Annotated in this window: 18 protein-coding genes; 6 read left to right on the top strand and 12 right to left on the bottom strand. The window is 72.5% G+C overall.

Going from position 1 to position 21,827, the window contains the following annotated elements:
• The 3 genes from KUM39_RS03005 to glgB all read left to right on the top strand — a co-directional run.
• Nucleotides 1-763 (top strand): alpha-glucosidase C-terminal domain-containing protein (locus KUM39_RS03005; protein WP_217783756.1); only part of this gene is annotated, 763 nt, incomplete at its 5' end.
• Between the two features lie 99 nt (nucleotides 764-862).
• Nucleotides 863-2,281 (top strand): maltokinase N-terminal cap-like domain-containing protein, encoded by a 1,419-nt coding sequence (locus tag KUM39_RS03000; RefSeq protein ID WP_217783755.1) that lies wholly within the window; start codon nucleotides 863-865, stop codon nucleotides 2,279-2,281.
• 116 nt (nucleotides 2,282-2,397) lie between these two features.
• The gene (gene glgB / locus KUM39_RS02995; RefSeq protein WP_308288023.1) at nucleotides 2,398-4,632 is read left to right on the top strand and encodes a 1,4-alpha-glucan branching enzyme; all 2,235 of its coding nucleotides are present in this window, start codon (nucleotides 2,398-2,400) and stop codon (nucleotides 4,630-4,632) included.
• On the opposite strand, the gene KUM39_RS02990 is transcribed toward glgB, so the two are convergent.
• From KUM39_RS02990 to KUM39_RS02960, 7 genes are all read right to left on the bottom strand, one after another.
• On the bottom strand, nucleotides 4,607-6,847 hold the full coding sequence (locus KUM39_RS02990; RefSeq protein WP_246619446.1) for a HelD family protein: 2,241 nt from the start codon (nucleotides 6,845-6,847) through the stop codon (nucleotides 4,607-4,609). The two genes, glgB and KUM39_RS02990, sit on opposite strands and share 26 nt — an antisense overlap.
• Nucleotides 6,848-7,042: 195 nt before the next feature.
• The gene (locus tag KUM39_RS02985; protein ID WP_246619505.1) at nucleotides 7,043-7,408 is read right to left on the bottom strand and encodes a thioredoxin family protein; all 366 of its coding nucleotides are present in this window, start codon (nucleotides 7,406-7,408) and stop codon (nucleotides 7,043-7,045) included.
• A gap of 14 nt (nucleotides 7,409-7,422) precedes the next feature.
• Nucleotides 7,423-7,848: a MerR family transcriptional regulator gene (locus KUM39_RS02980; protein WP_217783752.1), complete on the bottom strand. Its 426-nt coding sequence runs from the start codon at nucleotides 7,846-7,848 to the stop codon at nucleotides 7,423-7,425.
• A 55-nt stretch (nucleotides 7,849-7,903) separates the two neighbouring features.
• Complete coding sequence (locus KUM39_RS02975; RefSeq protein ID WP_217783751.1) at nucleotides 7,904-8,674, bottom strand: DUF2127 domain-containing protein; 771 nt, start codon at nucleotides 8,672-8,674, stop codon at nucleotides 7,904-7,906.
• A 183-nt stretch (nucleotides 8,675-8,857) separates the two neighbouring features.
• On the bottom strand, nucleotides 8,858-9,784 hold the full coding sequence (locus tag KUM39_RS02970; protein WP_217783750.1) for an alpha/beta fold hydrolase: 927 nt from the start codon (nucleotides 9,782-9,784) through the stop codon (nucleotides 8,858-8,860).
• Between the two features lie 112 nt (nucleotides 9,785-9,896).
• Nucleotides 9,897-10,922, bottom strand: a complete 1,026-nt coding sequence (locus tag KUM39_RS02965) for an RNA polymerase sigma factor (RefSeq protein WP_246619504.1) — start codon at nucleotides 10,920-10,922, stop codon at nucleotides 9,897-9,899.
• Nucleotides 10,923-11,217: 295 nt separating this feature from the next.
• Nucleotides 11,218-13,002 (bottom strand): MFS transporter, encoded by a 1,785-nt coding sequence (locus tag KUM39_RS02960; RefSeq protein ID WP_217783749.1) that lies wholly within the window; start codon nucleotides 13,000-13,002, stop codon nucleotides 11,218-11,220.
• Nucleotides 13,003-13,182: 180 nt separating this feature from the next.
• Between KUM39_RS02960 and KUM39_RS02955 the strand changes: the two genes are divergently transcribed.
• Nucleotides 13,183-13,824 (top strand): TetR/AcrR family transcriptional regulator, encoded by a 642-nt coding sequence (locus tag KUM39_RS02955; protein ID WP_217783748.1) that lies wholly within the window; start codon nucleotides 13,183-13,185, stop codon nucleotides 13,822-13,824.
• A gap of 168 nt (nucleotides 13,825-13,992) precedes the next feature.
• Here the strand turns inward: KUM39_RS02955 and KUM39_RS02950 are convergent, their stop codons facing one another.
• The 4 genes from KUM39_RS02950 to KUM39_RS02935 form a co-directional block, all read right to left on the bottom strand.
• Complete coding sequence (locus KUM39_RS02950) at nucleotides 13,993-14,409, bottom strand: hypothetical protein (protein ID WP_217783747.1); 417 nt, start codon at nucleotides 14,407-14,409, stop codon at nucleotides 13,993-13,995.
• Nucleotides 14,406-16,058, bottom strand: a complete 1,653-nt coding sequence (locus tag KUM39_RS02945; RefSeq protein WP_308288020.1) for a right-handed parallel beta-helix repeat-containing protein — start codon at nucleotides 16,056-16,058, stop codon at nucleotides 14,406-14,408. Before KUM39_RS02945 ends, KUM39_RS02950 begins: the two co-directional genes overlap by 4 nt.
• Nucleotides 16,059-16,294: 236 nt before the next feature.
• Nucleotides 16,295-16,768, bottom strand: a complete 474-nt coding sequence (locus KUM39_RS02940; RefSeq protein ID WP_217783745.1) for an N-acetyltransferase — start codon at nucleotides 16,766-16,768, stop codon at nucleotides 16,295-16,297.
• Nucleotides 16,765-18,030: an NsdA family TPR-like regulatory protein gene (locus KUM39_RS02935; protein WP_217783744.1), complete on the bottom strand. Its 1,266-nt coding sequence runs from the start codon at nucleotides 18,028-18,030 to the stop codon at nucleotides 16,765-16,767. Before KUM39_RS02935 ends, KUM39_RS02940 begins: the two co-directional genes overlap by 4 nt.
• A gap of 177 nt (nucleotides 18,031-18,207) precedes the next feature.
• Here KUM39_RS02935 and KUM39_RS02930 point away from each other — a divergent pair, with 177 nt between their 5' ends.
• A complete protein-coding gene (locus KUM39_RS02930) occupies nucleotides 18,208-18,666 on the top strand; it encodes an ATP-binding protein (protein ID WP_217783743.1) in 459 nt (152 codons plus the stop codon).
• 22 nt (nucleotides 18,667-18,688) lie between these two features.
• Here KUM39_RS02930 and KUM39_RS02925 read toward each other — a convergent pair whose 3' ends face one another.
• On the bottom strand, nucleotides 18,689-19,321 hold the full coding sequence (locus KUM39_RS02925; RefSeq protein ID WP_217783742.1) for a hypothetical protein: 633 nt from the start codon (nucleotides 19,319-19,321) through the stop codon (nucleotides 18,689-18,691).
• Nucleotides 19,322-19,574: 253 nt separating this feature from the next.
• On the opposite strand from KUM39_RS02925, the gene KUM39_RS02920 reads away from it, so the two are divergent.
• A complete protein-coding gene (locus KUM39_RS02920; protein WP_217783741.1) occupies nucleotides 19,575-21,746 on the top strand; it encodes a TerD family protein in 2,172 nt (723 codons plus the stop codon).
• Nucleotides 21,747-21,827 lie beyond the last annotated feature (81 nt).

Here is a 21,827-nt window from a genome sequence, read left to right as displayed (position 1 = left end):
CCCCGCGATCCCGTCCAGTTGCCAGTGGGGCATCTTCCTGCGCAACCACGACGAACTCACCCTCGAAATGGTCACCGACGAAGAGCGTGACTACATGTGGGCCGAGTACGCCAAGGACCCCCGGATGCGCGCCAACATCGGCATCCGCCGCCGCCTCGCCCCCCTCCTCGACAACGACCGCAACCAGATCGAGCTGTTCACCGCACTCCTGCTCTCCCTGCCCGGCTCGCCGATCCTCTACTACGGCGACGAGATCGGCATGGGCGACAACATCTGGCTCGGCGACCGCGACGCGGTACGCACCCCCATGCAGTGGACCCCCGACCGCAACGCCGGATTCTCCTCCAGCGACCCCGGCCGCCTGTTCCTGCCCACGATCATGGACCCGGTCCACGGTTTCCAGGTCACCAACGTGGAAGCGTCGATGTCGTCGCCGTCGTCGCTGCTGCACTGGACCCGGCGCATGATCGAGATCCGCAAGCAGAACCCCGCCTTCGGACTGGGCACCTACAGCGAACTCCAGTCCTCCAACCCGGCGGTGCTCGCGTTCCTGCGGGAGTACGAGGACGACCTCGTGCTGTGCGTGCACAACTTCTCGCGCTTCGCGCAGCCCACCGAGATGGACCTGCGGCCCTTCGTGGGACGGCACCCGGTCGAGCTGTTCGGCGGGGTCCGCTTCCCCGCCATCGGTGAACTGCCGTACCTGCTCACGCTGGCGGGACACGGCTTCTACTGGTTCCGGCTGCGCACCGACGCGGCATGACGCGATGCCACCGAGCGGGGCGGGGCGGAAGGTTTCTCCCGCCCCGCTCGGGGCACGCAACAGTGACACCCCGACGATCCGGGGAAAGGACGTGACGCCATGTCGGACACGGTCACACCCCCTGGCACCACCTCCAGCCCCTCCGTCCCGCTGCTCGCCTCGCTGGAACCGCTGCTGCGCGAGTGGCTGCCCCGGCAGCGCTGGTTCGCGGGCAAGGGCCGCGCCGTCACCGGCTTCACCCAGGTGGCGGCCACCGAACTGCTGCCGGTGGAAGGCCGGTTGGGTCTCTACCATCTGCTGCTGCGGGTCCACCAGACGCCCGCGCCGGGCGCCCCCGCGCACCCCGGCGACTGCTACCAGCTCCTCATAGGCGTGCGCGAGGCGCTGCCACCCCGGCTGGCGCCCGCGCTCATCGGACACGCGGACCAGGGGCCGCTCGCGGGCCGCACGGTCTACGACGCCCTCTACGACACCCGGCCCGCCGACGTGCTCCTGGAGGCCCTGCGCTCACGGGTCCGCGTCGGCGGGCTCCGTTTCGAACGGGACCCCGGCCACGACATCCGGCCCGGCCTGGTCCCCCGCCTGATGACCGCCGAACAGTCCAACTCCTCGGTGGTGTACGGCGACACGTACGTCCTGAAGCTGCTGCGCCGGGTGGTGCCCGGCGTCAACCCCGATCTGGAACTGCCGCTCGCCCTGGCCGCCGAGGACTGCGCGCGGGTGCCCGCGCCCGCCGCCTGGCTCCGCGCCGAGCTGGGCGAGGGGTCGTACGTCCTCGCCGTGCTCCAGCCGTTCCTGAGCGGCGCGGACGACGGGTGGGAGCTGGCGCTGCGCGAACTCGCCAAGGGCGAGGACTTCACCGCCGAGGCCCGCGCGCTGGGCCGGGCCACCGCCGAGGTGCACACCGCGCTGGCCCGCGCGCTGCCCACCGTCACCCTCGGCCCCGCCCAGCTGACGCCGCTGGTGGACGGCATGACCGAGCGCCTGGAGGCGGCGGTCCGCGCGGTGCCCGCGCTGCTGCCGTACGAGACCGGGCTGCGCTCCGCGTACACCGCGCTGGCGGACCTGTCCGCCGAGAGCGGGACCTGGACCGCGCAGCGCGTCCACGGCGATCTGCACCTCGGGCAGTGCCTGCGCTCCCCGGACGGCGCCTGGTCGCTGATCGACTTCGAGGGCGAACCGGCCCGCCCGCTGGCCGAGCGGCGGCTGCCGCAGCCGGTGGCGCGGGACATCGCCGGGATGCTGCGCTCCTTCGACTACGCGGCCCACTCCGCGCCCGCCCCGGCCCCCGGCTGGGCCGAGCGCTGCCGGGCCGCGTACTGCGCCGGGTACGCCGAGGTGTCCGGCCGCGACCCGCGGACCGACCCGGTGCTGCTGCGTGCCTTCGAGACCGACAAGGCGGTCTACGAGGTGGTCTACGAGGCCCGGCACCGCCCCGACTGGCTGGCCGTGCCGCTCGCGGCCGTCCGCCGACTCGCCACGCCGTCCGACCCGACCCTCCGGGAGCCACGTCCGTGACGTCCAAGAAGTCCCCCAAGTCGCCGAAGAAGTCCGACAGGTCACCGAAGCGGCCGAAGTCCGCCGAGCCCGCGACACCGGCCGCGCCCGCCGCGGACAGGGCCGGCGCGCCGGTGGTGCGGGTACCCGAACAGCCGTCCCCGCGGCCCCCGTTGGAGATCACCGTCTCCCCCGCCGTGGACGCGGCCGACCGGCACCGGCTGCTGGAGGGCACCCATCACGCCCCGCACGACGTGCTCGGCGCGCACCCGGTGCCCGGCGGTGTCGCCTTCCGCGTGTTCCGGCCGTACGCGCAGGCGGTGACCGTGGTCTCCGGGGAGCTGCGGGCCGCGCTGCACGACGACGGCGACGGGTTCTTCTCCGGGCTGCTGCCGCTCGCGGAGGTCCCCGCGCACCGGCTGCTGGTGACGTACGACGGCGCCGAGCACGAGACCGAGGACCCATACCGATTCCTGCCCACCCTGGGTGACCTGGATCTGCATCTGATCGGGGAGGGGCGGCACGAGCGGCTGTGGGAGGCGCTGGGCGCGCGGGTCACCGAGCACCAGGGGGTGACGGGCACCCGGTTCGCGGTGTGGGCGCCGAACGCGCGGGGGGTGCGGGTCGCGGGCGGCTTCAACTTCTGGGACGCGGGCGGGCATCCGATGCGCTCGCTGGGCTCCTCCGGGATCTGGGAGCTGTTCGTGCCGGGCGTCGGCGAGGGCGAGCTGTACAAGTTCGAGATCACCCGCCCGGACGGCTCCCGCACCCTGCGCGCCGACCCGATGGCCCGCCGCACCGAGGTCCCCCCGGCGACCTCGTCCGTGGTGGACGTCTCCCGGCACCAGTGGACCGACACCGAGTGGATGGCGCACCGCGCCGACACCCCCGTGCACGAGGCGCCTCTCTCCGTCTACGAGGTCCATCTCCCGTCCTGGCGACCGGGGTTGAGCTACCGCCAACTCGCCGACCAACTCCCCTCCTACGTGCGGGAGATGGGGTTCACCCATGTCGAACTGATGCCGGTGGCCGAGCATCCCTTCGGCGGCTCGTGGGGCTATCAGGTCACCGGGTTCTACGCCCCGACCGCCCGCCTGGGCACCCCCGACGACTTCAAGTACTTGGTGGACGCGCTGCACCGGGCCGGGATCGGCGTGATCATGGACTGGGTCCCGGCGCACTTCCCGCGCGACGCGTGGGCGCTCGCGGAGTTCGACGGGCGCCCGCTGTACGAACACCACGATCCGCGCCGGGCCGCGCATCCGGACTGGGGCACGCTGGAGTTCGACTTCGGGCGCCGTGAGGTGCGGAACTTCCTGGTCGCCAACGCGGTGTACTGGTGCGAGGAGTTCCACATCGACGGGCTCCGGGTGGACGCGGTCGCCTCGATGCTCTACCTGGACTACTCCCGCGAGGCGGGCCAGTGGACGCCGAACGAGCGGGGCGGCCGGGAGAACCTGGACGCGGTCGCCTTCCTCCAGGAGATGAACGCCACCGTCTACCGCCGCTGCCCCGGCGTGGTCACCATCGCCGAGGAGTCCACCGCCTGGGACGGCGTGACCCGGCCCACCGACCAGGTCGGCCCGAGCGGCTTCGGCGGGCTCGGCTTCGGTCTGAAGTGGAACATGGGCTGGATGCACGACTCGCTCCAGTACATGAGCCACGAGCCGGTGCACCGCAAGTACCACCACGGCGAGATGACGTTCTCGATGGTGTATGCGTACAGCGAGAACTACGTGCTGCCCATCTCCCACGACGAAGTGGTGCACGGCAAGGGCTCGCTGGTCTCCAAGATGCCCGGCGACTGGTGGCAGCAGCGGGCGAACCTGCGCGCCTACCTGGCCTGGATGTGGGCCCACCCCGGCAAGCAACTCCTCTTCATGGGACAGGAGTTCGCGCAGGGAGCGGAGTGGTCGGAGGCGCACGGCCCGGACTGGTGGCTGCTCGACCCGGCCTACGGCGCCCAGGCCGACCACCGGGGCGTACGGGAACTGGTCCGCGAGCTGAACGCGAACTACCGGTCGGCGCCCGCGCTGTGGCAGCGGGACACCGACCCGGCGGGCTTCGCGTGGGTCTCGGGGGACGCGGCCGACGACAACGTCCTCGCGTTCCTGCGGTACGGCGCGGACGGCACCCCGCTGCTGGCGGTGTCCCATCTGGCGCCGGTGGTCCGGCACGACTACCGGATCGGGGTGCCGGAGGACGTACCGGCCTGGACGGAGGTGCTGAACACCGACGCGGCCCGGTACGGCGGCGGTGACGTCGTCCATCCGGACCCGGTGAAGCCGGAGCCGCAGGGCGCGCACGGCCGCCCCGCGAGCGTCCGGCTCACCCTGCCCCCGCTGGCTACGCTGTGGCTGCGGCCCGCCTGAGCGCCTCGGGCAGCTCCCCGGTGTGCAGGACGCCGAGGTGCTGGGTGGCGCGGGTGAGGGCCACGTAGAGATCGCTGGTGCCGTACGCGCCGGGTTCGACGACGAGGACGGAGTCGAACTCCAGCCCCTTGGACTGGCGCGGGTCGAGCAGCACGACGGCCCGCGTCAGATCGGGTTCGGCGCCCGCCGTGACGCCGTCGAGCCGGGCGGCGAGCCGCCGGTGCAGGGCGCGCGGCGCGATGATGGCGAGCCGCCCCTCGTCCGGCGTCAGCTCCGCGACCGCCGCCGCGACCGCGCCGGGCAGGTCGCCGCCCGCGTCCCGCACCCAGGGCCGTACGCCGGTGGAGCGGACCGAGCCGGGCGGCTCGAAGCCGGGGTGCTCGGCGCGGACCACGGCCGCCGCGAGGTCCATGATCTCGGACGGGGTGCGGTAGTTGACGCCGAGCCGGGTGTGCTCCCAGCGGTCCCCGACGTAGGGGTCCAGGATCTCCCGCCAGGAGCCGACCCCGGCCGCCTCGGCGGTCTGCGCGGGGTCCCCGACCAGGGTCATGGAGCGGGTGGGACTGCGCCGCATCAGCAACCGCCAGGCCATCGGGGAGAGTTCCTGCGCCTCGTCCACGATGATGTGCCCGAACGCCCAGGTGCGGTCGGCGGCGGCGCGTTCGGCGGCGCTGCGGTGGTCGGCCTCCTCGTGGCGTTCCGCGAACCGTTCGGCGTCGATGATGTCGTGCGCGGACAGCACCTCGGAGCCGTCCGGGTCGCCCTCCTCCTTGTCCTCGAACTCGTAGGTGCGCGAGGCGAACGACACGTCCAGCACGCCCTGCGCGAAGGCGACCTGTTCCTCCCGTTCGCGTTCGGCACGGGAGCGGGCCCGCCGGTCGTCCACGCCGAGGAGTTCGGCCGCCTCGTCCAGCAGCGGCACGTCCGCGACGGTCCAGGCGCGGGTCACCGGTCGGCGCACCGCGTCCGCGTCGGCCGCCGACAGGTACCCCTCGGGTTCCGCGAGGAGGTCCGCGACGAGTCGGCGCGGGGTGATACGCGGCCACAACTGGTGGATGGCGGACCACACTTCGGGGTTCTCCGCGAGTTCGTCGCGGATCTGGGTGAGGTCGGAGGCGTCCAGCAGGCTGGTGCCGTCGTAGGGGTCGGTGCCGACGCGTTCGGCGTACAACTCGGTGAGCGTGTTGAGGATGTGGCCCTCGAAGTGCTCGCGGGCCGCGTTGTGCGGGAGGTTCAGCGCGCGGACGCGGTCGCGGGCCACGGCGACGAGGCCCTCGTCCAGCATCAGCACCTCGCGGTCGTGCCGGACGGCGATCACCGGGTCGGGCAGCGCCTGCCGGTCGCGTACGGCAGCGGCGAGCACCCCGGCCATCGCGGCGGCGCCCTTCACGGCCGCCGCCTCGGGGGTGTCGGTGGCGGTGGCCCGCACGCCGGGGTACAGCTCCCCGACGGTGGCGAGCAGTACGCCGGTCTCGCCGAGCGCGGGCAGCACCTCGCCGATGTAGCCGAGGAAGGCGGGGTTGGGGCCGACGACGAGCACCGCGCGGCGGGCCAGCACCTCCCGGTGTTCGTAGAGGAGGTAGGCGGCGCGGTGCAGGGCGACGGCGGTCTTGCCGGTGCCGGGTCCGCCCTCCACGACCAGGACGCCCCGGTGCGGGGCGCGGATGATGCGGTCCTGGTCGGCCTGGATGGTCCGCACGATGTCGCCCATCCGCCCGGTGCGGGCCGCGTCCAGGGCGGCGAGCAGCACCGCGTCCCCGCTGGGGTCCTCGTGCCCGGTGCGGGTGGCGTCGTGCAGGTCGAGGATCTCGTCGTGCAGCGCGGTGACCGTGCGGTCCTCGGTGGCGATGTGCCGCCTGCGGCGCAGCCCCATCGGGGTGTGCCCGGTGGCCAGGTAGAAGGGGCGGGCCACGTCGGCGCGCCAGTCGATCAGCAGCGGGGTGCGCTCCGCGTCGTCCTCGCGCAGCCCGATCCGGCCGATGTGGTGCACGGTGCCGTCCGCGAGGTCGAGCCGCCCGAAGCAGAGCGAGCCGTCCACCGCGTTCAGCGCGGCCAGCATCCCGGACCGCTCCGCGACCAGGATGTCCCGCTCCAGCCGCGCCTGCATCGGGTTGGCGCCCTGGGCGAGCGCGTCCGCGACCGAGGTCTCGGTCTCCCCGCGCAGCACGTCGGCGCGTGCGTACAGTCCGTCGATGAATTCCTGCTCCTGCCGCAATTCATCGTCTGGAAATTCCCTGTTTGACAATTCCACTCCCGGCCCGATATACTCTGGTTATTGAGCTGCTTCGTGACGTCCCCGTACGGAAATCACGAATCCCCCAATATACGCGCGGAAATCCCCCGGACGCAATTGTCCGGGGGATTTCTTCGTTGTACGGGGCGGTGCGGGCCGTGTCCGCGGGGTCCGCGTTCAGAGCAGCGGGGCCAGCTCCTGCGCCAGCCGCCGCTTCGAGCGCGCCCCCACCGCCGACCAGACCGGCTCACCGTCCCGGAACAGCAGGAACGTCGGCGCGGAGAGCACCTTGTGGGCGAGCGCGGTGCGCGGGCTGGTGTCCACGTCGAGGCGTACGACCTTCAGCCGGGCGTGTTCCTCGGCGGCGAGATCGCGCAGTACCGGGATCATCAGGCGGCAGGGGCCGCACCATTCGGCGGTGAATTCCACCAGGACGGGGAGGGGAGAGGCGAGGACTTCGGGGGCGAAGTCGTCGTCGGTCACCTGGATCACCTCGGGTGCTCCGGGTACTTCCGACGTACTGGTGGTGTGCGTGGTCGTCATGGTCGTGCCGGTGGTCATGTCCGTCCTCCCAGTTCACAGACGGGTTCCGGGCCGCCCGGAACCAGCGCGTCGGCGGCCAGCGCGTCCCGCGCCCGCTCGGCGTGCTTCAGCTGGGCCGCCACGGTCGCGCGGGCACCGGTCAACCGCTCGATGAGCGCGTCGAGTTCGGCGAGCTTGTGCCGGTAGACGGCGAGCGAGGCCGGGCAGGAGTCGCCCTGGGGGTGCCCCGCGCGCAGGCACTCCACGAAGGGCCGGGTCTCCTCCAGCTCGAACCCGGCCTCGCGCAGCGTCCGGATCTGTCGCAGCAGGCGTACGTCGTCCTCGTCGTAGGTGCGGTGGCCATTGCCGTCGCGCCGGGCGGGGAGCAGCCCCCGTGCCTCGTAGTACCGCAGGGCACGGGTGGTCGTCCCGGCCCGCGCGGCCAGTTCTCCGATGCGCATGCCGGTGACGGTATGCCTTGACGCGGGCGTCAGGGCAAGGGGCGGCGGGGCGGATTCAGGCGGAGGCCGCGGCTCCGGCGGAGGTCTCCACTTCGAGGAGGGAGGCGCCGCGGCGTTCCTCGTCGAACTTCCGGCGTCCGCCGCGCAGGCCGAACAGCCGCTTGGCGAGGGCGATGTAGAGGACGGCGAGGATGTTGAGGACGAGGGTGGCGATCTTCAGGCCGCTGACGCGCTCGGTGAGTTCCCAGATCTCCAGCGGGAGGAACGCGGCGGTGGCGACGACGGTCAGGTACTCCGCCCAGCGCTTGCCGTACCAGAGGCCGAAGGCCTCGACGATCTCGATCAGCGCGTAGGCGATGAGCAGTCCGGCGACGAGGAGGAGGGTGGAGTGCCGGTAGCCGAACGCCCTCTGGATGGAGCCGACGACGGGTGAGTGGTCGAGGTCGTAGTGGAAGTGCCGGAACACCGGGCGCAGGACGTCCAGGTACTCGTTGAAGAGGCGGCGCACCGCGTCCTGGCTGTTGCTGAACTTCCACACCGCGACGGCGACGAGCACGATGAACACCCCGCGCAGCGCCCGCTCGACGGCGAGGAAGCGCAGGATGAACAGGTCGCGCAGCACCTTGCCGCGCGGGACCAGCGGGGCCTCGGCAGACGGGCCGGAGCCATGCGGCTCCCCCAGCACGAAGTCGCCGCAGCGCAGACAGCGCCACACGTCACCGAGCGCGGTGCGGGCGTGCAGCTTCGTGCGCAGGCGCGGGTCGTCGGGCGCGTAGGTGGTGTGTCCCTTGCGGGCGCACGTGCGCCGGTCCCAGTCGATCTTCATTCCCCCACTGCCTCCGTACGCCCCGCGTCCGTGCCCTGCCCTGCCCCGCCGGACCAGTGTGGCCCGGCAGGGCAGGGTAATGCAGACGGGCGCCCGGGGTCCTCCGGGGAGGGACCCCGAGGCGCCGGGGGGGGCGGCGGGCCGTCCACTGCCGGAGGCCCGTCGGTCCCCTGCGGGCCTCTGTCAGGGGCGCGTCGTGGCCGTGACGAAGCCGACGACCGCCTCCGCGAACTCGGCGGGCTGTTCCAGGTGGCCGAAGTGGCCGCTGTCCTCCAGGACGACGAGGCGGGAGCCGGGAACACGCTCGTGGATCTCACGCGCCCAGCGGGGACCGCAGATGAAGTCGTGGCGGCCCACGATCACCAGCGTGGGCAGGTCGAGCGAGGCGAGGGCGTCCCGGTCGTCGATCGGAGCGGGGGCCAGATCCGCGTCCAGCCCGGAGATGTACGTGCCGCTCACCGCGTCCCGGACGGGGGCGAACTCGCGCTCGCGGCCCCAGTAGTCGGCGAGGTAGGCGGGGAAGAGACGGCGGGCGGCCGTGGTGAACGCCTCGTCGTCGGCGATCTCCGGCACGGAGCGCCAGGCGGCGAGCACGTCCGCGAGTCCGGGGTGACCGGCGTGCGCGCGGGCGAACTCCTCCAGGTTGCGGGCGGCCTCCGCGAAGTGTTCGGGGCCCACAGCGGGCGCGCTCTCGTAGAGAACGACCCCGGCCAGCCGGTCGGCGTGCTTCAGCGCGTGGTACTGGGCGACGAAGGCCCCGTGGGAGTGGCCGAGAAGGTGGACGCGCCCGGCGCCGAGATGCCCGGTCAGCGCGTCCAGGGCACGGACGTACACGTCACGCGTGTAGCCGTGCGGGTGGGCGGCCGACCGTCCGGAGGCGCCGGTGCCGAGCGGCTCGACGTAGACGAGGGTGAGGTGCTCCTCGACCGCCGGCATCCGCAGGTAGTCCCAGGTGAAGCCGGGGCCGCCGGGGTGCACCAGGCACACCGGCCCGGAACCCGCGACGTGATAGCGCAGGGGGCCGCCGTCGATCTCGATGTCATGCGTGCCGGGGGCGAGGGGGCCGGAGGTGGTGTCCGCCCCGTGGGCCGGGGTGTGGTCCGTGCTCATGGTGCCGCTGCTTTCTGTGGGTGCGCCGGGAGCGCCGGGTGCGCCGGGCGCTGGGAACACGGACAAGATGCGGGGGCGGAGCGGAAGTTCGCGCGGGAGGACGTGACACCGGTCACAGCGCCGAAGGCGGACGCTCGTCCACCGGGTGGCGCGGGTACGGGGTGGGGTGGAACAGCCGCAGCCGCTGGATACGGCCGTCCCGCTCGGACAGCACCCAGACGACGGCGGGCGGGCAGTGGTCGGGATCGTCCGGCGGGCTGATCAGCTCGTTCTCCCAGATGGTGAGCGAGGAACCGGCCACCGTACGGAGCACCCGCTGCCGGACACCGGCCGTCAGGTCGCGGTCCATCGCGCGCAGCAGCAGATCGCGTCCGCCGCGCTCGCCCCGGCCGCCAAGCAGTTCCACGCCGTCGTCCCAGCGGTCCGCGACCACCTCGGCGAACATGCCCCTTTCCGCCGCCGCCAGAGTCTCGACGCCCTCGCGGTGCCGGGCCTCGGTCAGCGCGGAGGCGTCGGCGTGCGCGGCGTCGCCTGTCGCCAGCAGGGCGCTCGCCACCCGCGCCCGCGCCTGGCTGAGCCGACTGCGGACCGTCCCCACCGGCACCCCGGTGACCGACGCGATGTGCTCGTACGACGTGACGCCGGTGAAGTGCCGCAGCATGAGGGTGAGCTGGAGCGGTTCGGGAAGCTCGGACACCGCGTGCCAGATCCAGTCCCGCAGGGCGTGCCGGTCCAGCACCTCTTCCGGCGTGGGCGTACCCCGGAGCAGCGGTACGCCGTCCGCCTCCAGAAGGGGGCGGGCCAGCGGCACGGTGGTGGCGGACGCCCGCAGCCGCATCCGGCAGGCGTTGCGCACGATCATCCGCAGCCAGGGGCCCGCCGCACGGGGGTCACGGAGGCCGCCGATGCTCCGCAGCGCGGTCAGCGCGGCGTCCTGCACGGCGTCCTCGGCGTCGGGCCCGAATCCCAGGACGCCGAGTGCCACCGCCCGCATGCCCGCCTGGTGCCGGGCCAGCAGTACGCCCAGCGCGGCCGTGTCGCCTGCCTGGGCCAGGCGGGTCAGCTCCGCGTCGGAGATCTGCGCGTCGGGGCTGTGCGTGTGGGGGCTCTGCGTGTGGGGGCTCTGGTGGGGCGGCAATCCGGCACCCGCCTTCCGCCGTGGTGTGGCCTGTCGTTCCGGTCCGTCGCCCGGCCTGCCGTCGGTGGCGGGGCGTGGCGGACGTCCGTCGGGTCCAAGTATCCGGGGTGATGGCGGGTGCTGAGGTGTGGGGTGGGTGACGAGGGGCTGGGAAGCGGGGCTGGAAGTCGGGGCCGGGACGGGGCTGGGACAGGGAGCCGGGGCTGTGGGGTCTGGGCGCGGTCAGGAGGCGGCTCGGGCCGCGGTCCCGGTGCGGGTCCCAGGGGCCCCGGTGGGGGTCTCGGGGGTCTCGGGGTCAGCGGCCCCCACGACCCCCGGCGGTCTGGGGGTCGGTGGCCACCGTGGTCTCGGGGAGCGGCTCCGGGTCGTCCCCTGCGGGAAGGTCCGCGCGCTCGGAGGGGACGGTCGTCCCGGCGCGCTGCGACCCGGCGGCTCGTTCGGCTCCGGTCGGTTGCTGGGCGGGGCCGCCCCTGCGGGGCAGCAGGGCGGCGACCAGGACGGTGCCGGTGCCGAGGATCACCGCGCCGATGAGGCTGGTGTGGGCGACGGAACCGGCGAAGGAGGAGGTGACGGCGTCGGCCATGCGGCGGGCGCCGGAGGCGAGCTGGGCGGCCTGCTGCTTGAGTCCGGCCGCCTGCTGCGGGTCGGTGGCGCGGGCTGCCTGGGCGGCGAGCTGTCGGGCCTTGTCCCCGATGCCCTGTGCGACGGCGTACCCGGCGCCGACCGAGTCCCGCGCGGTGTCCAGGGCGCTCGCCGGGAGTCCGCTGCCCCTGGTGGCGCCGGTGAGCCGGTCGCCGTAGGAGGTGGCGAGGAGGGAGCCGAGGATGGCGATGCCGAGGGAGCCGCCGAGTTCCAGCGAGGTGTCGTTGACGGCGCCGCCGACCCCGAGTTCGGACTCGGGGAAGGCCCCCATGATGGCGTCGGTGCAGGGCGAGAGCGCGAGCCCGATGGCCAGCCCCAGGATGATCAGGGGCGCGACGAAGTCCCCGTAGGTGGAGGCCGCGTCGATCCGGGTGAGCAGCGCGAGCGCGACCGTGCCCCCGGCCATGCCCGCCGTGACGGTGACCCTCATGCCGACGCGCGGGGTGAGCCAGCCGGTGAGCGCGGAGCCCGCGAACACGGCCCCGGCGAGCGGCAGCATGCGTACGCCGGTCGCCAGCGCGTCGTAGCCCAGGACGAACTGGAGGTGCTGGGTGAGGAAGTAGAAGGCGCCGAACACGGCGAGGAAGAACAGGGCGACGGCGAGGTTGGACCCCGCGAACCGGCGGTCGGTGAAGCGGCGTACGTCCAGGATCGGGCGCGGGTGGCGCAGCTCCCAGGCGACGAAGGCGATCAGGCCGAGCCCGGCGGCCACGGCGGCACCGACCGCCCTGGCGCCCCAGCCGAAGTGCGGACCCTCGATGATCATGTACACGAGCGAGCCGGTCCAGACGACGGAGAGCAGCCCGCCGACGTAGTCGATCCGGTCGTGGTGCCCGGCCTTCGACGGCGGTACGAGCACGAGCGCGCCGATGAGCGCCACGGCGGCGACCGGCACGTTGATCAGGAAGGTGGACGCCCAGCCGTGGCCGCGCAGCAGCGCGCCCGCGACGACGGGTCCGGCGGCGATGGCGAGTCCGGCGGTGGCCGTCCACAGGGTGATCGCGCGGGTGCGTTCGGCACGCGGGAAGGTCGCCGCGAGCAGGGAGAGCGTGGCGGGCATGATCAGCGCGGCGCCGAGTCCCATCACCGCGCGGGCCGCGACGACCCCGGCCGCGCTGTCGGCCAGCGAGCCCCCGACCGCGCCGCCCGCGAACACCAGCAGCCCGAGCACCAGCGCCCCGCGGCGGCTGTACTTGTCCCCGATCGCCCCGAGCAGCAGCATCAGCGCGGCGTACGGCACGGTGTAGCCGTCGATCACCCATTGCAGATCGGCGCTGGTCAGACCCAGGTCACGGGTCATGTCGGGCGCCGCGACGGTCAGCGCCGTATTCGCCATCACGATGATCAGCAGGCTGAGGCAGAGCACGAGCAGCGCCCACCAGCGGCGGGCATACGGCTCCCCCTCCCGCTCGACCGGCTGGTTCACGACGAGTCGCATGGCAGGGTTCGCCTTCCTCGGAGCGACGGGTGCGACGGGGCTTCGCTGACCACGCCGCGGATTGCACACCGGCGTGCAATTGCACAGCCATGTGCAATGTACGACTGTTGCACACCCCTGTGCAACTACGGGAGGGCGGCGGGCCGGGACGCGTCGGCCGGGCAACGTCGGCCGGGCACAATGTCAGCCATGACCCCGAGCAGTTCCAGCCGTGCCGACGCCAACCGCCGCCACATCCTCGACACCGCCCTGTCCGAGCTGCTGCGCGACCCCGACGCCTCGATGGACCAGATCGCGCGCGCGGCGGGGGTCGTACGGCGGACGGTGTACGGCCACTTCCCGAGCCGGGAGGCGCTGATCAGCACGCTGGTGGACGGTGCGGTGGAGGCGCTGTCGGAGGCGGACGGGGTGTGGTCCGGCACAGAGGAGGGCGACCCGGCGGGGAGCGACCCGGCCGAGGCGTTCGCCCGTTCGGTGCTCGCGGTGTGGGAGGTCGCCGACCGCTACCGCCTCCTGGTCGCCCTCGCCCAGCGCACGGTCACCGTCCAGGGCATCCGCGACCGCCTCGCCCCGCTCCGCGCCCACAAGGTCCGGCTGCTCCAACGCGGCCTGGACGAAGGGGTGTTCACCTCACCGCTGCCCGCGCCCGCGCTGGCGTACGTGCACGAGCAGATGCTGTTCGCGGTGCTGGAGGCGGTGAACGACGGCCTGGCGGACGCGGCGGAGGCGGGACCGGCGGCGACGGTGACGGTGCTGATGTCGGCGGGGGTGTCGGCGGGGCGGGCGGCGGAGTTGGTGGGGAGGTTGAGCGGGCGGGGTTGAGAGGGGCGGGTCGAGCGGGAGGGTTGACCCGGGCGGGGTTGACCGGGGCGGGGTTGACCGGGGCGAGGTTGACCCGGGCGGGGTCGGCCGGGCGGGGTCGGTCGGGTATACACCCCGTGCGGTGTCAACTCACCTTTCCCTGAAGCAAGTTGATGGAAGGCGTCGGCGTCAGAGGGCGTGACTCAGGCCCTCGATGGCCTGTCGGGCCCAGTCCTGCGCTCCGGCGGCCGTACCGGCGACGGCACCCGTGGCGACGGGGGCGAGGACGCCCCGGAGCATCGTGAGCGCGCGGCGGACGCGGCCGGGTTCGGGGGTGCCGGAGCCGTTGACGGTGTCGAGCACGTCGCGTGCGGCGGCCTCCGCGTCCGCGCGGTCGGCGTCGGGGAGCCCGGCCTGCGGGAGTTGGCGGAGGAGGTCGGCGACGAGGGCGGCGAGTGCCTCGTAACCGGGCGCGGCGGCGGTGTTGTTCTGCTGGTTCTGGGTGACGGACTGGTTGCCCCAGGCGAACTGGGCATGGGATACTGGCCCGTTGATGACCGGGCCGTCGTCATGACGCCGACTGCGCGGATCGTTCGTCCCGTTCATGTGGAGCTCCCGTCCTGGTTGGTCTGGTTCTGGTTCTGGTTGGTCTGGTGCTGGGTGACGTGGCCGTTGTTCCAGGCGAGCTGGATGCCGTGGGCGCCCTCCGCGAAGTAGGGCCCCTCGTAGTGGTGGTGGACCGTGGTGGGCGACGGGGTGGGCGGGATGTCCTTGTGGACGACAGGCAGCGAGGTGTCGAGGGAGACCAGGGAGACGAGGCCGTTGTGCTGGACGCCGATGCCGCGCGTCCCGGTCACGGCGCAGTCCGTCAGCCGACCCCGACTCGTACCGTCGTAGCAGGCACCCGCCTTGTCGCAGTCCGCGAAGACGGCCTTGCTGACGTCCAGTTGGGAGTTGTCGGTGCCGTAGAGACCGAAGGCGCCGGAGCCGTGGACGGTGAGATCGCGGGCGACGAGCCGGCCCTTGCCCAACGCGACGGCCCCGGCGTGCGTGATGGCGCGGGCCGAGCAGTCGTAGGCGAACAACTGGCCGTCCTCGCCCACGCAGTAGCCGAGTTGGGCCCGTTCGACGGTGGCGCCCCTGACGGTGACGCGGGACTGACCGGCCACCTCCACCGCCGCGTTGTCGATGTCCCGGAACTCCGCGCCGGTGACCTCGGCGGTGGTGCCCGCGTTGCCCCGCGTCTCCAGGCCCGACTGGCAGCGCTCGACGCGGACGTGGTCGAACACGGCACCTCCCTCGTCGTGGACACGCAGCGCTACGCCGGTCAGGTCCTCGATCCCGGTCCGGGTGAACCGTCCACGGGCGGCGCCGATCACGGCGATGCCGACGTTGCCGCCCACGACCCGGCAGTCGGACAGCTCGGGCGCGCCGCCCTCATGGGCGAACACCGCGACGTTCCCGGCGCCCCGCACCTCACACCCGTCGAACATCCCGCGCCCGGCGCTCTGGACGTTGATCCCGGTGTCCCGGCAGTCCACGAACTCGGAACCCCGCACGACGGGCCGCGCCCCGGTCATCACCGCGATCCCGTGCCGCGCGTCGGTCACCCGCACCCGGTCCACGGTCCCCCGCGACTGCTCGATGAACATGACCCCTTCGGCCTGGACGGCGTCGATCCGGCAGTCAGCCAGGGTGAGTTCACCCTGCGTGTCCGCGACGACGGCGGCTCCACCGGTCCCCGTGACCACGCACCCCTGGACCGACGCCCGAGCCCCGCTGACCCGCACCCCGTGAATCCGGCTCCCCTCGATTCGGCTGTCCCGCAGAGCGAGTTCGGCACCCCGGATCGCTGCCACGGCATTGTCGGCCGCCTCCCCGAACCGGCACCGCTCCACGATCCCGTACGCCCCGTCGTACAGCATCCTCCCGTGCAGCACGGTGCTGTCCTGGACGTTCACGACCGTCCCCGGCCACGCGTGCACCGCCACCCCGCTGTGCGCCCGGATCTCGACCCGGCCCAGCGTCAGCCGCCCCGCCCGGCACGCGACGACATCCGTCTCCCGCCCCACGAACGCCAGCCCCTCGACCCGCACGTCCCCATCGGCGTCGAGCGTGCCGACCCGCACGGAGCCGGGCTCTCCGAGAGCGACGAGGCGCACCTCGCCGCGCACCCTGAGCGCCTCGTCGTACCGGCCGGGCTCGATCTCGACAACGGCAGGGCGCCTGCGCTCCTCAATCTGAGCGAGCGCCACCGAAATCCGGGCATGCGCCCTCCACCCACCCCTGGGGGAGACCCGGTACTTGGCAACCATCCCCGCTACCCCCGTAGACGGTCTCGTCGTCGTGGGGGCCGACTGTAGCGGAGGGTAGGGGGTGGGGCGCATCTGTGTGGTCGAGCGGACGGGGGCTTCGAGATCGACCCGAACGTCACGGACAGGGAGTTCCCCGGGAATCCGGCCCGGTTGTGTCGGAGGATCTGGTCAGCTCGTCACATGTCCTGCGGTCCGAGACGCACCGTTCGGATCATCACGGTCAGCACCGGCGAAGCTGCTGAGGGCTGGCTGCGCCCCAGGTCTTCGTAGCCCCAGGACTGGTACAGCGCGTGGACCTTGCCGTCCCCCGCCGCCGGGTTGACCATCAGCGTCACGTACGGCTGGTCCTCACGGTTGGCCAGGAGGGTGTCGTGGATGCGGCGGGCGGTGCCGGTTTTGCGCCATGACGGGCGGACGCCGATTTCCTTCAGGGCTACGGCAGGGTGGTCGGTGTATTTCGCGGCCGGGGCCGGGGTGGTGCGCTGCCAGTAACGGTCGCCGTGGGCAATGGTGTTGGCGTACACGTGGCCGACCGACTGTCCTTCCGTGTCACGCCTGTCCAGACGCTCGCCGAAGGCGATCAGGGGCCAGGTGCGTCGGCGCGCGCGGGAGATCTGCACCCACCCCTTCGCGGCGGACGCCCCGGTCATGAAACGGTCCCCCATCCGGCGGTGTGTTCACTCCAGGCTCGCAAAGCAGTGCTGCCAGGGGCGAACGTGTGCAGGGTGGTGCCGAATTGCCGCAGTGAGCGCATGACCCGAGCGTGCTGCGTGGCTGTCTCGGGCGGGATGCGCATCGCGGTGGCTGTGGCGGCGTCGGGGGCGACCTGATGCAGTTGCGCGTGGGCCAGCCGGGCGGTGTTGATGGCTCGGTCGCGGCGCATCTGGGGATGGAGGAGGACGAGGCTTCGGTGGGCGTGCGCCTCGGCCCGCTCGTAGTCACCGAGGCGGAAGTGCGCGGACAGGGACAGCGTTTCGAGTTCCGCGCCATTGCGTACGGCGGTCATCCACATCGGACGGTCCAGGTCCGGGTCGGCGCGTTCGAAGGCGTCCCGTGCGCTGCCGAGGGCCTGCCGTACGGCGCTGCGATCACCCGTGAGCCCGAGCGTCGCCGCGTGGCGCGCGTGGCCCAGGCACGCGAACAACGGGTCCCGCCGCGTCAGATGCAGATTGCGGGCCACGTCGTTCGCGGCCAGCGCGTCCGCCGGGCGCCCCATGTGGCGGTACATCGTGCCCGCGTGGCTCCAGATGCGGAACTTGATCGCCTGGTCGCCGGACATCTCCGCGAGGGCCTGCGCCTCGCGCATGTGCGCCTTGGCGATGTCGTAGCGCCGACCGTCGATGGCGGCCCACATCGCGGAGGAACGGAAAGCCGCTGCGGAGGCGTAGAGACTGCCGCGTACTCGCTGGGTGGCGCTGCCCGAGTTCTGGAGGTTCAGCGCTTCTTCGGCGAGGGCGGATGCCCGCTGTTCGATGCCGGGTTGGCCGCCGTGGCGGTGGTCGCTGGCGATGATCTCGGCGAAGCGCTGGTTGAGCCTGGCCACATCGCTCATGCCGATGCGGCGCGGCGAAGCAGTGCCGGGGGCCGCCGCTGCGGCAGCAGCCGCCGCGAGGCCGCCGACGAGCGTACGACGGTTCACGTCGGTGCCCTTCCGGGACGGCGGTCTGGTGCGCGGAATGAATCCCAGGGCGACCGCCGATAACCCGGTCAGATTCTCAAGCGCCTTGCGCGTGGCCGACTTGGGCCAGGTGACCCGGCCCGCCTTCCACGCGCGCACCGAGGAGCCGTCCAGTCCGCCGACGCGTCCGGTGAGCTGTCCGATCGCCGTATTCACCGCCTCGGCAAAGCTGTTGGAGCTGTACCCGTGCTCGGCCATCCACGCCTCAAGCACCGTGTTGCGGATGGTGTTCATGCGCGCACCGTAGCCCGCGCGCTCTCCGCCCGCCAGGTAAAGCGATCACCAAAACACCCTAGGCGTGGTCGTCACTGAGCAGCCCCAAGACCCTAATCGCCTTGCCACGCAATGGAGTTGCCTGATTACGGGCCGCCTTCCGGTGGACGCCCCGCAACGCGACGGAGGAGTGTGCGCATGCACTACGTGATCGACCGCTACCCCACCGAGGAGTCCCCCCGGCTGGGCGCGATGATCCTCTATCCCACCCCCGACTCCGTGCCCCGCGCCCGGCGCTGGTTTCGGAAGTTCATCGCGCCGTACGACCCCGGCTGCTCCATCGACGACTGCGTCCTGCTGATCTCGGAGCTGGTGACGAACGCGGTCCGTTACGGGGAGCGGGACGACACCGCGCGTGTCCGGGTGGAGTGGTTCCGGGACAGGACCGCGCTGCGTGTCGAGGTCCACAACCCCGGTGTCCCCGGCGAGGTGCGGCTCCGGTGTCCCGATGCGGACGACGCCAACGGGCGCGGGCTCCTGCTGGTGGACGCCATCGCGGACTCCTGGCGGACCGGGCCCAGTCACTTCGGGGGGACGGTGGTGTCCTTCGTGGTGGCGGATGCGTGGCCGGGGTGCGTGCTGGGTGTCGGAGGCTGAGGCAGCAGGAAGGGCGGCCGGGTCAGGAACTCTGGCCGGGGCGCGGGTTCTCGTCGATGTCCGGTGTCCAGAAGGCGAGTTCCAGGGTCTTCAGACGGTCCAGGTGCCGCACCCGGCGTCCTTCGGGGAGGGCGGCGACGAGGGCGGCGAGGAGCAGGGCCGCGCAGCAGCCGGCCAGGGCGTGTTGGGGGCCCGCGCCGGTCTCGACCAGGGCGACGATGAGTGCGAAGCCGGGGGCGAGGGCGAGGGTGGAATTGCGGAGCATCAGGGCGAGGCCGCGCAGCCGGGTGATCTCACCGGTGGCGCTCTTGTCGTGCAGTTCGACGGCGGCTAGGAGCAAGGAGAAGTCGGCGTGTACGAAGGGGCGGTCGCGGGCCTCGGGAACGCGGGCGGTGAACTCGGTGCGGGCGTCGTCCACGCTCCGGTTCCAGCGAGGGGCAAGCTTGTCCAGGACGGCGCACAGCGGGTAGGTGAGGTGGCCCAGCAGATGGCTCGCGACGGCTCCGCCGATGATCAGCAGTGCCGACGGGACGGTGGCGAGACTCCCCGGATCGGTTACGCCCAGGCGGTCGAGGACATAGAGGATCAGCGACAGGCGGACGGCTCCGGGGACCGCGTAGGTGAAGAGGTCGAAGATGCCGATGGTCAAGGTCACCGCGCTTCCCGGTGTCGAAGGAGGCTTCGCCAACTGCCTTACGCCGAAACGGTCGAGGCGAACGCGCACCTGATCGGCACCGTCTCGGGGCAAGGCCTCCCACCCTCCGGCACACGGCACTACGCGGATCACTGGGGTGGAGCGGACCTTTGGAACGCGCCAACTCCATTGGCGGCGGCATGGTCGGCCGGATGAGTCCTGGCCGCCGAAAACCTCGGTGCATCCCCTCGCGGGCCTCTGCGATCATCCCCGCATGCCGCGGAATCTCGAATCGTTGATCGTCCGGCACACTCATCGACTTCCCTCACCCGCCGGGTCGCCCGGTCAAGGGGCGGTTGCCGCGCGGCAGTTCGATGTCGCGTTGATGGGTGTGGGGTTCAAGTTGTCGGGGGAACTGCTGGGGCGGTTGTCGGGGTTGTCGGAGGCGGCTGTCGTACGGGCCGCGCGGCGGACGCTGGACGTGGTGCGCGGGATGGTGGGGGACCATGTGCGGCACAACGCGTACTTCATCGACTTCCCGGCGAATGTGCCGGACACCGAGGAGTTCTGGACGGAGTGCCTGGTGAAGGCGCTCGGGGACGAGGAGGCGCGGGCGGGTGTGCTCGCCGGGCTCGGGCGGGGGACGGTGGATCTGCTGAGCCTGCCCGCGTACGGGCGGTACCCGCACACGTACGAGGAGATGCTCGCCGCTCAGGACGAGTTGATCGCGTCGGCGGGCGACCGGGTGACCGTGCTGCACCTCGGGCGGGACATGGACAGTGAACTCAGCGATCTTTACGGTGCGTTGGCCGGGAGTACCACGCCGCTCGACGGGGATCACCTGGCCGATCTCAAGGTGCTCGCCGGGCACTGCGCGCTCGGGCCGCAGCCGGAGTCGATCCCGGTGCGGGAGAACCGGGCGGTGGTGAACGAGGCGCGACTCATGGCCGGGGCCGATCCGCTGGTGGACACCGTCACCGATGTGCTCCGGCTGGCCTGCGCGCTGGCGGGCGGGGACGTGACGCTGCGGGAGCCGACCCGGTTCCGGACGCTGCCCCGGCCGGTGCGCCGGGCGCTCCTCGCGGCGCTGGACGAGGTGGTCGCGGCGAACCCGGCCAAGCTGGCGGACGTGCACGCGCACCGGGAGCCGTTCAAGCGGCTCGGGGAGCGGCTGCATCCGCACGAGTACCCGCGCCTGCCGCACGCCGCCGAGGTGTTCGCCGTGGCGCGGGGCGAGAAGGAGGCGCTGTCGTTCGACGCGCGGGTGGACCGGCTGCTGAGAGCGGGCGATGTCATCGGCGCCGTAACGCTGTTGAGGTCGGCGCCGGGGAAGCTGTTCCGCGCCCTGGACCTGCTGCTGCGTACCGCCTCCGGTCAGGAGGAGCGGGACGCGGTAGTGGCCGCCGCCGTAGAGGTCGCTCCCGAGGTGTCCGGCCGGGTCGTCCTCTCGGTGCGCGAGCACCTGCACAACCGGGAGCGGGAGAGCGGCCGTCCGCGTGTCTTCGTGAACCACCGGGCCCGTGCCTGGGTGACGCCCGATGCCCGCCCGCCGCTGCCCGCCGCCGACCGGGACCGGCTGGCCGTCGCCCTGGATGCCGAGATCCGCCGCCGACTCCCCTCCACCGGACGGCTGTTGGTGGATCCCGACGTGCTGGACGTGGCGCTTCCGCTGAGCGGACGGGCGACCGCGTCCGGGTTCGGGGTGCTGCCGCGCGGCTCGGTCTCGGTGATCGACGGCGAACGGCTGCGCTTCTTCGTGTACTGGAAGCAGACCGAGCGCCCGACGGACTTCGACCTGTCGGCGCTGCTGCTGCGCGACGACTACAGCACCGCGGGCTGGCTGTCGTACACCTCGCTCAGCACCGTCGGCGGCCGACACTCGGGCGATGTGACCGAAGCACCCGACGGCGCCTCGGAGTTCATCGACCTGTCCCTGGAGCAGGTGCGGGGGACGTTCGTCGTGCCGCAGGTCAACATCTTCGCGGGCGAGGGGTTCGAGCAGGTCGAGGAGTCGTTCTTCGGGTTCATGCTGCGCGACGGCGAGCAGCGGGGCCGTCCGTACGAGCCGCGTACGGTGCGGATGAAGTCGGAGCTGCGCGGCACGGGCCGGGTGGCGCTGCCCCTGGTCTTCCGGCGTGAGGGCGGCGGGCGGTGGTCGGCGAAGTGGCTGCACCTGTATCTGAGGGGCCGCGCGGAGGCGAACCGGGTCGAGGAGAACCGGGCGCCGGTGTCCGCCCTGGTCCGGGCCGTCCTGGAGCGCGAGCCGCTGACCGTGCGCCATCTGGTCGGCCTGATGACCGGACCCGCCGGGGGTGTTGACCTGTGGGACGGCGTCTCGGTCCCGGACGGGCCGGTGACGTACATCGGTCTGGAGCGCCCGGAGGGGCTGCACCCGGACTCCCGGATCGTCACCCTCGGAAATCTCCGCGACCTGATCCCTTCCTGACTGCTAGCGTTGCCGACGGCGAGGCCATGAAAGGGCTTCCTTCTCCATCACTCTATGATCCGAGCTCTCTCGCTCTCCTCG

Source organism: Streptomyces corallincola, from assembly GCF_019104725.1.
GTDB classification, from domain to species: domain Bacteria; phylum Actinomycetota; class Actinomycetes; order Streptomycetales; family Streptomycetaceae; genus Streptomyces; species Streptomyces corallincola.
The sequence above is the reverse complement of the archived record's forward strand: the minus strand, read 5'-3'. Positions and strand labels throughout refer to the sequence as shown.